The following is a 12,495-nucleotide window of genomic DNA, read 5'->3' as shown; positions in this document are numbered from 1 at the left end:
GACATGAACCAGGCTGTCCTTAGAACAACAAGCTGAGCCCTGTTCCGACATGGTGCTGCCAGCCAACGCCCCAGCCCTGGCCGCCTTCCGTGGTGTAGACGGGTTCCCAGTGGGCAAACAGCACCACATTGTCTGCAATGGGATATTCCAACTCGATCTCTCCACCCCAGTCGGTACGCTGTGACAAGCCGGAATAACTTCCAGGCGTGTAAAAGCGCGGACCACCAGAAAAGGTGATATTGAGCAGATCAATGTTAAAACCAAAGCCAAGCCATGGATCGGTGTAATTGCCAATAAAGGTGCCATCAGATTCCCAGCCACTTCTATTTTCGACTGAAACAAATACACCGTCAATGACAGACTCGAGGCCATCGCCTAGAGCAAAGTTCACATCACCATCGCCGAAGGCATAGACCACTTCAGCGCCAAGTTCATTCTTCAGGCCAATGCCAAAATCTTCTCCTTCAGCACCCGTGACGTAATAAGGCTCCCAGGCCACCGACAACGCCAGGCGATCATTGGGCTGATAACGCGCCTGGACAAATCCCTTGATATCAGTTCGACGAAAAGGTGCGCCTGATCCATGGGCATGAGCGTGATTGTCATGGTCGTCATGTTCGTGTTCTGACGCGTGCTCTTCATGGTCGTCATGTTTGTGTTCTGACGCATGTTCTTCGTGAGCATGGCTTTCGGATTCAACATGCACGCGTCCGTAAAAATGTTCAGCTTCTCCCCAAACAAAGGTCGGTCCAAGTTGTGCCTCAATGGCAAAACTGCCTTTGTTTGCTAGTCCCCACTCAAGAACAACGCCGAACATGCCGTCGATCGCATAGTGCTGCGGCTGTCCTTCTAAATTGTTTTCAAAACCACCATGTCCTTCGATTGTAATTGTTGGAATTGATCGGAATTCGCCAGCGGCCAGTGGCTCATCTCCTCCTGCTCCACCGTGGGCCATGACTGGATGACACAAGCCAGTCCCTCCAAGAAGTGCCACGAGGGCGGAGGCTGCTTTTAGGCTGCATTGTTGTAGGGATCTCATGGTCATAAAACTGGTGATTGAGATGTGGAAAACGCTCAGCGAATGGCAGCCCAGCGTGTTTGCAGTTCTGCTGCAGCCTGCTGATTGCAGCGACCGCCCTGGGCGAGCACAAACGTGCAGACGTTGCTTGTTGCCGTCTGGATGAGACTTTTCCCAGGGGCCTGTCCATCGGCAAACAGTGCTTGTTTGGCGATCGGTAGACCGCTGCTTCGGCTGATGCGACGCAGTGTTTTAGAGGGCGGAAGTGCTTCGGCAAAGATGGCTTTGCTGCCTGATTGCCGAATCGCCTCCGTGATCGCCCGCAGGCTGGCGGGTCGAAGAATGCCGCCGGTGGCATACGAGTCGATCACTGGAAGTTCTCTGACCCCATAGCGGCGGCCAAAGGCGGAGAAGGCACGGTGCTCCGTCACCAGCACCCGCTGGGGTTTGGGAACGCTTTCGATCTGACGACCCGTCCATTGCTGAAGTGCCTGGAGCACGCTGGTCATCGCCACGCGTCGGCGGTTGAGGGCCGCGCGCTCCTGGGGGCTAACGATCGGGGTCAAGGCTTGGGCGCCAGTGGCAACCATGGCACTGGCCTGGTTGGGGTCGTGCCACACGTGGGGATCAGCGGTGCTGGCCTTTGGAACGGCCCGTTCGGCAACGGCAACCACAGGAGCGCTGGTTGCGATCCGCTTCAGTGCTGGTGTGAGGTTGTATCCGTTGATCAGGACCAGGCGGGCCTGTTGGAGCGCTCGCCGATCCGTTGGGCGAAGGGCCAGGGTGTGAGGGTCAGCGCCTGGGGGGATTAAGCACTCCACCTTCGCGGACTTGCCGGCCAGGGTGCGGGTGATGTCGCACAGCACCCCGTCAGCCGCCACCACGATTGGGGTGATTGGCGCCGAGGCGAGCAGCAGGCCCGAAAGAACAGAAAGAGCCACAGCAAGTCAGACTGTCGGTCTGCGAAATGATAATCGTTCTCACTGCATGGCGCTTTGGATGGGCTTGGTGCGGGCGACCGGCGAGCGTTGAACCCGCTCAGCCGCCGTAGTTCCAGCCGGTGCTGCTGAGTTCCAGAGCCTCGCCATCGCGGTGAAGCATGGCTGTTTTGACCTCGCCGACGAAGACGGTGTGGTCGCCATGGGCCACTTGACCCACCAGCTCGCACTCCACCGCGCCAAGGGCATCACTGAGGATCGGCAGACCCAGCTCCCCCAGGCTGAACGCTGCGGCTTCGAAGCGACCACCCACCCCTTGCTGAGGCTTGAAAAACACAGCCGCCAGGTCTTTTTGGTTGGCCGCGAGCACGTTGAGGGAGAACCGTCCCGTGCGTTGAATCATGCCGTTGCTGGTGCTGTCGGCTCGCACTGCCATCACAACGAGCGGCGGCTCGAATGAGCCCTGGGTGACCCAGCTGGCCGTGAAGCCATTGATCGTGTCGCCCTCGGCGACGCCGCAGATGAACAGTCCGTGGGGGATCTTGCGCAGCAGGGTTTTCTTGGCGTCGGCGTCGAGGGGCATCGTGGGAGTGACGATTGATCACACCATCCTGGCTCCCTGCGCAGGGTGGGCCTTAAGGCTGCAGTATTGGCTCGATTTTTGATTGATCATGCGCATTCTTGTTGGTGCTGTTTTCGCCCTGTTGATCGGTCTGCTCTCCCCGATTGCGACCTTCGCAGCTGATGCTGCCCACGGTGCTCAGATCTTCTCCGCCAATTGCGCCGCCTGCCACATCGGTGGTGGCAACGTGGTGAACGGTCAGCGCACTCTTCAACAGGCTGATTTGGATGCCTATCTCGCCAACTACGGCAGTGGCCATGAGAGCGCCATTGCCTATCAGGTGACCAACGGCAAGAACGCCATGCCTGCGTTTGGTGGCAAGCTCAGTGAGACTGATATCGCTGATGTGGCGGCCTACGTCGATCAACAGGCTGGCAACGGCTGGAGCTGACCACTCTCGAGAGCCCTGTGGTTGTTCCACTGGGCTCTCATACCATTGAAGTCGGTTGCATTCCGGCGTGTCTGAAGCAGTACTGGTCGCAAAGGACCTTGTTGTCAGCTACGGATCGCAGGTTGTCCTTCAGGACGTGTCCCTCAAGCTTCAGGCGGGAACCCTGACGGCTTTGGTTGGTGCCAATGGCGCCGGTAAGTCCACCCTCTTGCAGGTGCTGCAGGGAGAGCTCGCCGCTCGGTCCGGATCCGTGCACTGCGAAGGCGTTCCGATCGTGGACTGCCGAGAGCGGGTTGTCCTTATGCCTCAGCGCAGCCGCATCGATTGGTCCTTCCCGATCACGGTGCGCGAGTTTGTCGCTCTCGGCGCCCTGCGCTCGCCAGCTCGGGCCTGTTGTGAGCGTGAGGCCGCCCTGCAGCGGGTTGGATTGTCGGCACTGGCCTCACGGCGTCTGGATGCCCTGTCCGGCGGTCAACAGCAACGTGCCCTCCTGGCCCGTGCCCTGGTACAGCCCTCCACGGTGTTGCTGCTCGATGAACCCTGTTCTGCGATCGATCCACCCTCAAGGGATCAGTTGCTGCGATTGATGCGCCAGCTCGTATCCGCCGGTCACACTCTTTTGGTGAGCAGCCATGACTGGGGGGAAGCGCTCGACCTCTATGACCGGGTGATTGTGCTGCAGGGCAGGGTTCTCGCCGATGGTTCCCCTGCCGCGGTGCGTCGCTCCCTCAGCGGGCTTGTGGATCCCGGTAATCACTGCTGCGGCTGAGATGGAGATTTGGTTCCTGCCCCTGTTGATGACACTGTTGATCGGTGTTCTCTGCCCTGCGGCAGGAACCCTGCTGGTCACACAACGGCGGGAGTTGCAGGCCAACCTGATCTCCCATGCCGTGCTTCCAGGGCTTGCTGTGGCGGTGGCTTTTGGGATTGACCCAGCGATCGGGGGGGTGATCAGTGGCCTGCTTGGTTCGCTGCTGGCGGAGCGCCTGCAACGGGGAAGGATTGCCAATCACGATGCGGTGGTGAACACCGTGCTCGCTGGCTTTTTGGGTCTGGGGGTGCTGCTGATTCCGCTTCTGAATCTGCGTCTTGATCTCGACGCGTTGCTGTTCGGAGATCTGCTGACCGTGACCTGGTGGGATCTGGTCAGGGTTCTGGTCGCAGCCTCTGCTCTGGGTGCGCTGGTGATGGGGCGTTACTCCCAGCTGGTGTATCTGGGGGTCGATTCCGAAGGTGCAGCGGCTTCTGGTTTGCCGGTGCGGGTGCTGCGCCTGGCGATGGCGCTGGTCACGGCCTTAGTGATTGTCAGCGCGATGGCAGCTGTGGGGGTGATTCTCGTGATTGGGCTGCTGTGTGCCCCGGTGCTGCCGGGTCTTCGTCGTGCCTCCAGTTTGAGGGCGGCCATTTGTGCGGCCTCCCTGGTGGGTTTGGCTCTCAGTGCCGGGGGCTTTCTGCTTGCCATTCCCCTCAATCTTCCACCCGGTCCTCTGATCGGTGTGGTCTGTCTCCTGCTGCTCTGCGTGCCGGGCATGCGCGGAGAACGCACTTAAAGAGGTGACGAAAGAACGGCGTCACGGCACGATGGGGCACTCATGCATGATTCCCATGCGTCCCATCGCCCTGCTGTTGGCTGGTGCTCTCGGCGCCATCAGCCCTGTTCAGGCCGGTCTGATGGACATTCTTGAGAGCATGGGTGCTCCAGCGCCGCAGCCTCAGCGCTTGGTGCCGAGGGTTCCGCCGATGCCCGCAGCTGTCGGGCGTGGCAAAAACTGGGTCGGCACGGTGGTTCCCAGCAAGCAAATGCCGATCCTGGTCATGGCCGGCCATGCCGACTCCCAGCGGATGCATGGCTCGGGAACTCCCGGGCGGGCGGTGGATCTTGGTGGAGCGGCGCCGATGCAAGCGGGGATCACCGATGAGCTGTATTGGAATCTGCTCACGGCCAAGGCGGTGGTGGCAGAAGGCCAGCGGCAGGGCCTCAACATCCGCTTCTATGATCCCGGCGTGCGCACGATTCGCAACGAGCAGGATCCCCGCACCAATTGGGCTGTCGGCTACGACCATGCATCGCGTGGTGGCTACGTCTTGGAGATTCACTACGACGCTTACGCGCCCCATGGGGTGGGGCCTGGAGTGATTCCAGCTGTGGCCTTTGGCTTTTCCGTGCTGGATGAGGCGCTGGCGAAGGAATTTGGGGCCTATCCCTACCACTATCGCGGCATCCTCGGTGCACCCCGCCGGGGGATCTCGATGCTCGAGATCGGCCAACTTGAAGGCGTGCTGGAAGCAAGCCTGCGGGATCCGTCTCGCCGGCAGCCCACCCTTGAGCAGATCGCCAGCCGTGTGGTGAAGGCTCTCCGTGAAGGTTTGGCAACCCCAGCACTCAGTCCAACCGCTGACGCAACTGCTGCTGATCCCTCGCGTTCATGATCCGGACGCGAACGGACTGATTGCCGAATGATCCTCGGCAAGACAGCGTTAATGGCCCGTGTCCCGTTCCAACACCGTGCGCAAGCGTTGACGTGCCCGTTGGAGTTGACGGCCCATGGCGGTGGCACTGATGGAGCGTTCTTTGGCCAGCTCTTTCGTGCTGTCTCGTTTCACCACGTGGCGCTCCAGGAGGGCTAGTTCCTCCGGCATCGCCGCTTGCAGGCGATCCAGCATCAGGCGGCGATCGATCTGCTCGAGGGGATCGTCACTCGTACCACCAATCTGTTCGGACAGATTCAGGCCACTCTCCGCGTCTTGGGGATGGTGTGGACCATCGAAACTGCGAGTGCGTGCTTGATTCACCACCATCAGGATCATTTCCATGCTCGCCGGATTGGTTTGCCATTCCTGGCAGAACTGCTCCAGGTTCTGTGTTGGTGGTCGGAAGTTCCAGCGCCGCTCCATGTCCTGCACATGGGCTGGAATTCGAATCGTTGACGCTTGCACTTGAATCAGTCGCTGCACCGATTGTCGGCACCACCAGACGGCGTAGGTGCTGAAACTGCAACCCCGCTCGGGATCGAAGCGGAGCGCTGCTGTATTCAGGCCGATGATTGCCTCTTGGATTAGATCGGCGAATTCCAGGCTGGCACCACTTTTGAGTCGTGGCATCAATCGACGGGCGACCGCCACGGCCAGACGCATGTTGCCGATCACCAACCGCTGGCGTGCGCGTTGTCCGGCCTTGCGTTGCTTCGGGGTGGCATCTGCTGCTTCACCCTGCTGGATCAGCCGGGCGAGATGCAGCTGCTCAGCCCGTGTCGGGATCGGTTGGCGACCAGCACTATTGAGAATCATCGTCACGGCACCGTCGCGCATCGGTCGGCTTTTGTCGGATGCGCAGGTCTTAGGGGGATTCCCTCGATCTGTTCGGACTGCAGCGGATCTGGAGCAGTTGTTGTCTCGTCTTCAGAACTGTCGGCTTGGCCTTCCCACACTGATGGCATCGCGATCAACCGCGTCGTATGGCTCGTATCGCTGCATCTCACCGGCACCAGCGACCTGGCGATAACTCCTGGGGGTGCGGTGTGTGGTGAGATCGGATCTGCTGCTGCCGCTGGAGTCGGTCGATCTGCGCTGTGTTGCCGCCGTGGGCGGAAAATGCGCCTCGCTTGGCGAGATGCTCCAAGCCTTGACCAGCGAGGGGATTCGGGTTCCCGGTGGCTTCACCACCACGACCGAGGCCTTTCGCCTCCTTCTGGATGAGGGCCGGTTGCGTGATCCGCTGAGGCGCTTGCTTGCTGGCTTGGACGTCAGCGATCTCAAGGCGCTGCAGGCGGCCGGCACAGCGGCGCGGGCCCTGGTGCTGCAGACCACGCTTCCGGCGGCCCTGGTCGGGGCCATTCGTGACGCCTACCGCAGCATGGGTTCACCGCCGGTGGCGGTGCGCTCCAGCGCTACCGCCGAGGATCTGCCCGAGGCCTCCTTCGCCGGGCTTCAGGACACGATTCTGAATGTGCAGGGGGAGGCAGCACTGCTGGCGGCATGCCGGCGCTGCTACAGCTCACTGTTCAGCGATCGGGCAATTGCCTATCGGCAGATGCATGGCTTCGACTCACTCGGTGTGGCCCTAGCCATTGGCATTCAACGCATGGTCCGATCCGACCTGGGCTGCTCGGGTGTGATGTTCACACTCGACACCGAATCGGGCTTCCCAGATGTGGTGTTGCTCAATGCCGCCTATGGCCTAGGTGAATCGGTGGTGCAGGGGGATGTGAATCCCGATGAGTATTGGCTGTTCAAGCCAACGCTTGAGCTGGGATACCCGGCGATCCTCAGTCGTCGTTGCGGTTCAAAAGCGCGGCGCTGTGTGCTCACTCCGGAAGGCAGCGTGCGATCTGAATCCGTGCGTCCCGAGGATCAGCATCGCTTTGCGCTATCCCAGGGGGAGGTGCTTCAGCTTGGCCACTGGGCCTGCCGGATCGAAGCCCACTACAGCCAGGTGTCTGGCCACGCCACTCCCATGGACCTCGAGTGGGCGAAGGATGGCGAGAGCGGTGAACTCTTCATCCTGCAGGCCCGCCCCGAAACCGTGCACTCCAGGCATTACGGATCAGTACTGCGCCGTTGGGTCTTGGATGGCGACAGTGGTGAGCCGATCTGCCGCGGGCGAGCCATCGGTTCTGGGGTGAGCACCGGAAAGGCCCGGGTGCTTCGCTCCCCGAGGGAGATCCAGAGCTTTCAAGACGGCGAGTTGCTGATCACCACCCGCACAGACCCCGATTGGGAACCGATCCTCAAACGAGCCTCTGGTGTGATTACGGATCGTGGGGGACGCACCTGCCATGCGGCCATCCTGGCCCGTGAGTTGGGGCTCACCGCCATTGTCGGGACGGGTGATGGCACCGCAAGGATTGAATCAGGGGAGGCGATCACCGCCAGCTGTTGTGAGGGCGAGGAGGGGCGCGTGTATCGCGGGGAGGTGCCCTTTCACGTGGAGGAACGGGATCTGGGCAATCTCCCCGTCACTCGAACCAAGATTCTGATGACTGTGAGCGATCCGGAGGAGGCGTTCAAACTGGCTTCGATTCCCTGTGACGGGGTTGGGCTGGCAAGGCTCGAATTCGTGATCGCTAACCACATTCGGGTTCATCCGATGGCTTTGCTGCATCCGGAACGGATTGGCGACCCCCTGGAACGACAGCGAATTGCGGAGATTGTCGGAGATGCCTCAAGTCCGGTGGCGTACTACGTGGATCAGCTGGCGGAGGGGATGGCGCGCATCGCTGCGGCCTTTTACCCCAGGCCAGTGCTGCTGCGCTTCTCGGATTTCAAGAGCAATGAATACGGCCATCTGATTGGCGGCAGTCCTTTCGAGCCCGTCGAGGCGAATCCAATGTTGGGGTGGCGGGGTGCCATGCGCTACAGCTCCGAGGGGTTTCGGGAGGCTTTCGCCCTGGAATGTCAGGCGCTGCTGCGGGTGCGTGCTCAGCTCGGTCTCACCAATGTCATCCCGATGGTGCCGTTCTGCCGCAGCTTGACGGAGGCTGATCAGGTGCTGGCGGAGATGGCCAGCCATGGCTTGGTGCGTGGGCGGGAGGGGTTGCAGATCTATGTGATGTGTGAGTTGCCAAGCAATGCGATGTGTGCGGATGCGTTAGCGCAACGCTTCGATGGCTTTTCGATTGGCTCCAACGATCTCACCCAGCTGACGCTCGGCCTCGATCGTGATTCAGAACAGATGGCCGCTTGTTTTGATGAGCGCGACCCGTCGGTGCTGGCGATGATGCAGCTTCTGATCCGTGCGGCCAAGCGCAATGGCAAGCCGGTGGGTCTCTGCGGGCAGGCGCCGAGTGATCACCCTTCGATCGCCGAGTTCCTCGTCGGGGAGGGCATTGATTCCCTCAGTCTGAATCCCGACGCCGTGCTGCGGATGCGACTCAAGGTGGCGACGATTGAAGCGGCCCTGGGGTTGGCGTGAAGCAGGCAGCATCACACTGCCCCAGCAATGGGTTGCAGCGGACGCGTTGATCCTGAAAGTGTTCAACCATCAAGCTGGGATTGCGCTCTAATGGCTTAGTGCTCAAGGTGGCGCAACCTCGAGTGGGCTGATGTCTCAGATATGGATGGTCCGCTGGCGTCCTGGGCATGGGCTGGCTGACTGGGCCATGACACTGGCCCTGAGCCTCTCAACGGCTTTGATCATCTTCATCAACCATTGGTCCAGGGGAACCCATGAACACACCTGGCTTGACTGGTGTTTTTTGCCCGTCGTGCTTGGGGCCATGCTGCTCGGCCCCTTGCAAGTGTTGCTTGTGGGGTTGAGTTTCTACGTTTATTCGGGGCTAGCGATTCTTCTGGATGCTGGGGTGCTTGTTCTGTATCCCGGCTTTGATCTGCTGATGCGCCCGCTTGCGCTGACTGGATTGGTATGGATTGCGGAGCTGCGCAAACAAACCATGCGGCAGCAAAACCAGCTCCAGGCTCAACGGAATCAACTTCAGAGCAAGTTAAATCAGAGTTTGCAGATGAGCCTGCTCAGCCATGAGCTGCGCCAGCCGCTCGCTCAGTTGCAGTTGCAAGTTCGTCTGCTGCTCCACAAGCTGGAATCCGAGGCACTCGAAAGTGATCCGGATGCCCTTCGCTCTGGGTTGCAGATCATGTTTCAGGCTGGGGTTGAGATCGAGACGGCGGTGCAGGCGATGGTGCGCTTGTCGCATCGACGCTCGATCAGCCCTGCTCCTTGGGATCTGGTTGCTTGCGTTCGCGATTGCTTGGCTGCGATGAAGACGATCCGAGACTCGGAGTCCATTGGTTTGAGTGTAGATCTGCCGTCTTCGCCTCTGCTGGTGAACTTGGACCGATCTCAAATGGTCATGGTTTTGCGTAATCTTCTAACCAATGCTCGCGAAGCACTGTTGAAGAGTGATCCTGGTCATCGTTATTTGGAAGTGCGCTTGTGCTCGAGACAGGGAAGGGTGCACCTGAGCGTTGCCGATAGCGGTCCTGGACTGAAGACCCGAAACCTTCAGGATCTGGTTTTGATGAGTTCGAAGCCCGATGGGATGGGACTCGGTTTATTAACCGTGCAGGCTTTTACGCGAGCCAATGGTGGCCGAGTCGCTCTCGGTTGTTCTTCAACCATCGGGGGAGCTGAAATTCTGCTCGATTTACCTTGTTTTAGCCTGCATTCAGGCACCAGCTTCGATAGAGAGTTGCCAGGCGAATCAATTGAGGACCGCTAACCCCTAGCTTCAAGGCAACCTGCTTTCGATAGGTCTTGATCGTATCTTCTTTAAGTTGTAAATCCTTGGCTATTTCTTTGTTGAGCATGCCGCGACCGAGCGCCAGAACAAGTTTTCTTTCGCGCGGGGCCAGTGTTTCAATTAAACGCATTTGCTTGATCGTTGGTTGATCGATGGGTTGCTGATGAAGGCGGCGCCATTGTTCGACCGCATCCAATAACGACGTCCAGGCGCAGGCTTTGTCAACCACGGCAACGGTGAACGGTTGGAGTTCGACCGGGGGGCGAAACTTGTTGCCGAGAGCTGTTACGAACAAAAGCTGCGCCTTCGGTTGGTGTTGGTGCAGCAGGTCGACAGCATCCCGATAATTTTCTCCTTTCAGCTTCACATCCACCACCAGAAGGTTGGGTTTGTGCTTAGCAATCAGCGAGCTGCATTCCTGCACGCTGCTGCAGGCACCGAGAACCGGCACCCCTGCCACTTCCCTGAGTAGAGCGGCAAGAGCTTGCCCCACCATGCGGTGGTCATCAAGGACAAGTGCCTTCATGGACAGATCCTTCGATCTCTTCGGTCTAGTCACTGGGGGCATTGAAAGCAATGGCCCATGGATGGGCCGACCCTGCTGCTACGATGCAAAAAATGAATTTGTTAGATCGGGGATTTTTGATCCCCTAAGTGTTTATACCGATCCAACTAATGGGATGCCCAGTTTTGGGAGATTGTGATCGGGTTATTCGGAGTTACAAGCTCAGGCCATCAACTGCATGAGGCCCTGTATGGCCACTTCCCTTGACGATCGACGGATGACCGATCGTGCTGCCTTTCGCTCGAGTCAACGGCTCACGGTGACGTTGCCCTTTTCAATCCTCAATGCCCTCATCGAGCGCAGTCAACTTGAAGGTCGATCCCTGAGCAATCTTGCCGCGTATTTGCTGGAATCGTCCCTTGATCAGTCCCGATCGGCTTAGGTCTCGGCCCGCCGGTATCGTTCACTCAGCAAAGCCTCAGTGAAGCTTGTCCCCGCATGGGGCTCTCCCGTTTCGGCGGTCGAAACTCTGCTCCTAGTTTTGATTTGGGGCGATTGGGAGGTGCGACATGGCTTGTGCATCAGTTGTACGAACAGGGCGGGAAACTCGCCGTTTGCGAGAGCTGCGACGGCTCGATCGTGCGGGCTTGGAGCATGATCCAGCCTTGGCGTTGTTGGTCAAACTCGCCAGTAGCTGTATGGCGACTCCGATTGCGATGGTGTCGATGGTGGAGGCCGATCAGCAGAAACCTCTGCTGGGTCACGGCTGTGATTTGGAGGCCATTCCTCGCGAGTTGTCCTTTTGTTCCATGGCGATTGAGGCTGATGCGGATCTTTTCGTGGTGCCCGATGCCGCGATTGATCCCCGCTTTCGGGATAACCCGCTGGTGAGTCATCCCCTGGGGGTGCGTTTCTATGCCGCAGCAGTGCTTCAGGGGCCTTCCGGAGGACGTCTCGGCACTCTCTGTGTCTTAGATCATCGTGCACCCCATCAGCCCAGTGATCGTCAGCTGCAACAGTTGCGCTGGCTTGCTGACCTGGTCACCCTGGCTTTGGAGCGGCATGAACAGCACCTGCTCTGCCCGGTGACAGGTCTTCCCACCCTGGGTCAGCTGCTTCGCGTGGGACGCAAAGAGTGGCAGAGCGCGCTCAACGCAGAGCGTCCTCTTGCCCTGTTACTCCTCGACCTCAACAACTTCCGCGCCATCAATCGATGTTGTGGCCACGAACAGGGAGATCGGTTTTTGCAGGAGGTTGCCGGTGCCATCGCCAGCCATTGCCGACCCGAGGATTTTGTCGCCCACGTCCAAGCCGATCGCTTTGCGCTTTTGTTGCCACTGGCCAATGCGGATGAAGGTCTCGAGCTGGCTCGAACGTTTCAACAGATGTTGGCGACCCTGGACCTCGGAGTTGCGCCCCCCGGCTATCGCATGCTGCCGGTTGCTGGCCTCGCCCTGAATCATGTTGATGATGAGGGGTTTGATGCTCTGGTGCATCGCTCGGAACAAGCGCTGGAACTGGCGCGGCTTCAAGGCAATGGAGCGATCGTTGAATTGCGTGATGGCATTCCTTCAATGGCCGCGGCTCACTCCGCAGGCCATTGGTAAGAAGGCTGTTCCAGGGTCTGGCAAAGCCGATCCAAGGAGGCACGGATGAAGATGCGATCGGCCATGTCTTTCAGCCAGGCTTCCGCTTCCGGGTCTCGGTCATCAAACCAGGCGATCAGCTTGCTGAGCTCATCGTCGTGATGCTGTTGGGCCATGGGTGAATTGGCTGAGCCTCGTGATAATCGGCGTAATTTGTTTTCAGAAATTCATGTGAAGCG

Annotated in this window: 14 protein-coding genes; 8 read left to right on the top strand and 6 right to left on the bottom strand. The window is 59.4% G+C overall.

The features are described 5' to 3' along the window. Positions 1 to 19 precede the first annotated feature (19 nt). The 3 genes from CWE17_RS06410 to CWE17_RS06400 all read right to left on the bottom strand — a co-directional run bounded on the left by CWE17_RS06410 (position 20) and on the right by CWE17_RS06400 (position 2,539). Complete coding sequence (locus tag CWE17_RS06410; protein ID WP_131455515.1) at positions 20 to 955, bottom strand: hypothetical protein; 936 nt, start codon at positions 953 to 955, stop codon at positions 20 to 22. Positions 956 to 1,074: 119 nt separating this feature from the next. Continuing rightward, complete coding sequence (locus tag CWE17_RS06405; protein WP_131455514.1) at positions 1,075 to 1,959, bottom strand: metal ABC transporter substrate-binding protein; 885 nt, start codon at positions 1,957 to 1,959, stop codon at positions 1,075 to 1,077. Positions 1,960 to 2,056: 97 nt separating this feature from the next. Beyond that, positions 2,057 to 2,539, bottom strand: a complete 483-nt coding sequence (locus tag CWE17_RS06400; RefSeq protein ID WP_131455513.1) for a flavin reductase family protein — start codon at positions 2,537 to 2,539, stop codon at positions 2,057 to 2,059. A gap of 88 nt (positions 2,540 to 2,627) precedes the next feature. Here CWE17_RS06400 and CWE17_RS06395 point away from each other — a divergent pair, with 88 nt between their 5' ends. The 4 genes from CWE17_RS06395 to CWE17_RS06380 all read left to right on the top strand — a co-directional run bounded on the left by CWE17_RS06395 (position 2,628) and on the right by CWE17_RS06380 (position 5,399). Then, entirely contained in the window at positions 2,628 to 2,969 is a 342-nt protein-coding gene (locus CWE17_RS06395) for a c-type cytochrome (RefSeq protein ID WP_131455512.1), read from the top strand. Between the two features lie 67 nt (positions 2,970 to 3,036). Next, a complete protein-coding gene (locus CWE17_RS06390; protein ID WP_131455511.1) occupies positions 3,037 to 3,738 on the top strand; it encodes a metal ABC transporter ATP-binding protein in 702 nt (233 codons plus the stop codon). A gap of 1 nt (position 3,739) precedes the next feature. Beyond that, on the top strand, positions 3,740 to 4,519 hold the full coding sequence (locus CWE17_RS06385; protein WP_236629567.1) for a metal ABC transporter permease: 780 nt from the start codon (positions 3,740 to 3,742) through the stop codon (positions 4,517 to 4,519). Between the two features lie 55 nt (positions 4,520 to 4,574). Continuing rightward, a complete protein-coding gene (locus CWE17_RS06380) occupies positions 4,575 to 5,399 on the top strand; it encodes a dehydrogenase (RefSeq protein WP_131455510.1) in 825 nt (274 codons plus the stop codon). A gap of 48 nt (positions 5,400 to 5,447) precedes the next feature. On the opposite strand, the gene CWE17_RS06375 is transcribed toward CWE17_RS06380, so the two are convergent. After that, positions 5,448 to 6,278 (bottom strand): sigma-70 family RNA polymerase sigma factor, encoded by an 831-nt coding sequence (locus CWE17_RS06375; protein WP_131455509.1) that lies wholly within the window; start codon positions 6,276 to 6,278, stop codon positions 5,448 to 5,450. Positions 6,279 to 6,489: 211 nt separating this feature from the next. Between CWE17_RS06375 and ppsA the strand changes: the two genes are divergently transcribed. Together ppsA and CWE17_RS06365 are read left to right on the top strand one after the other, a co-directional pair. Continuing rightward, positions 6,490 to 8,880 carry a phosphoenolpyruvate synthase gene (ppsA, locus tag CWE17_RS06370; protein ID WP_131455508.1) on the top strand — a complete coding sequence of 797 codons (2,391 nt, stop codon included), beginning with the start codon at positions 6,490 to 6,492 and terminating at the stop codon, positions 8,878 to 8,880. Between the two features lie 145 nt (positions 8,881 to 9,025). After that, entirely contained in the window at positions 9,026 to 10,144 is a 1,119-nt protein-coding gene (locus CWE17_RS06365; RefSeq protein ID WP_161971415.1) for a sensor histidine kinase, read from the top strand. On the opposite strand, the gene CWE17_RS06360 is transcribed toward CWE17_RS06365, so the two are convergent. Next, on the bottom strand, positions 10,080 to 10,691 hold the full coding sequence (locus tag CWE17_RS06360) for a response regulator transcription factor (RefSeq protein WP_131455506.1): 612 nt from the start codon (positions 10,689 to 10,691) through the stop codon (positions 10,080 to 10,082). The two genes, CWE17_RS06365 and CWE17_RS06360, sit on opposite strands and share 65 nt — an antisense overlap. Before the next feature lie 229 nt (positions 10,692 to 10,920). Between CWE17_RS06360 and CWE17_RS06355 the strand changes: the two genes are divergently transcribed. Next, positions 10,921 to 11,112, top strand: a complete 192-nt coding sequence (locus tag CWE17_RS06355; RefSeq protein ID WP_240789278.1) for a hypothetical protein — start codon at positions 10,921 to 10,923, stop codon at positions 11,110 to 11,112. Positions 11,113 to 11,239: 127 nt separating this feature from the next. After that, entirely contained in the window at positions 11,240 to 12,277 is a 1,038-nt protein-coding gene (locus CWE17_RS06350) for a sensor domain-containing diguanylate cyclase (RefSeq protein ID WP_131455505.1), read from the top strand. On the opposite strand, the gene CWE17_RS12070 is transcribed toward CWE17_RS06350, so the two are convergent. Further along, a complete protein-coding gene (locus CWE17_RS12070; RefSeq protein WP_161971414.1) occupies positions 12,256 to 12,432 on the bottom strand; it encodes a hypothetical protein in 177 nt (58 codons plus the stop codon). The two genes, CWE17_RS06350 and CWE17_RS12070, sit on opposite strands and share 22 nt — an antisense overlap. Positions 12,433 to 12,495: the final 63 nt, after the last annotated feature.

It is taken from the genome of Synechococcus sp. BS56D, from assembly GCF_004332405.1.
Classification (GTDB): Bacteria; Cyanobacteriota; Cyanobacteriia; order PCC-6307; family Cyanobiaceae; genus Synechococcus_C.
Note: the sequence above shows the minus strand (reverse complement) of the source record. Positions and strands in the feature narration are given on the sequence as shown.

Bases quoted from the DNA above. Each gene is read 5' to 3' on its own strand.
- CWE17_RS06400 (WP_131455513.1), bottom strand. From the start codon at position 2,539: ATGCCCCTCGACGCCGACGCCAAGAAAACCCTGCTGCGCAAGATCCCC.
- CWE17_RS06380 (WP_131455510.1), top strand. From the start codon at position 4,575: ATGCGTCCCATCGCCCTGCTGTTGGCTGGTGCTCTCGGCGCCATCAGC.
- CWE17_RS06410 (WP_131455515.1), bottom strand. From the start codon at position 955: ATGGCCCACGGTGGAGCAGGAGGAGATGAGCCACTGGCCGCTGGCGAA.
- CWE17_RS12070 (WP_161971414.1), bottom strand. From the start codon at position 12,432: ATGGCCCAACAGCATCACGACGATGAGCTCAGCAAGCTGATCGCCTGG.
- CWE17_RS06350 (WP_131455505.1), top strand. From the start codon at position 11,240: ATGGCTTGTGCATCAGTTGTACGAACAGGGCGGGAAACTCGCCGTTTG.
- CWE17_RS06355 (WP_240789278.1), top strand. From the start codon at position 10,921: ATGGCCACTTCCCTTGACGATCGACGGATGACCGATCGTGCTGCCTTT.
- CWE17_RS06395 (WP_131455512.1), top strand. From the start codon at position 2,628: ATGCGCATTCTTGTTGGTGCTGTTTTCGCCCTGTTGATCGGTCTGCTC.
- CWE17_RS06385 (WP_236629567.1), top strand. From the start codon at position 3,740: ATGGAGATTTGGTTCCTGCCCCTGTTGATGACACTGTTGATCGGTGTT.
- CWE17_RS06365 (WP_161971415.1), top strand. From the start codon at position 9,026: ATGGTCCGCTGGCGTCCTGGGCATGGGCTGGCTGACTGGGCCATGACA.
- CWE17_RS06375 (WP_131455509.1), bottom strand. From the start codon at position 6,278: ATGCGCGACGGTGCCGTGACGATGATTCTCAATAGTGCTGGTCGCCAA.
- CWE17_RS06360 (WP_131455506.1), bottom strand. From the start codon at position 10,691: ATGAAGGCACTTGTCCTTGATGACCACCGCATGGTGGGGCAAGCTCTT.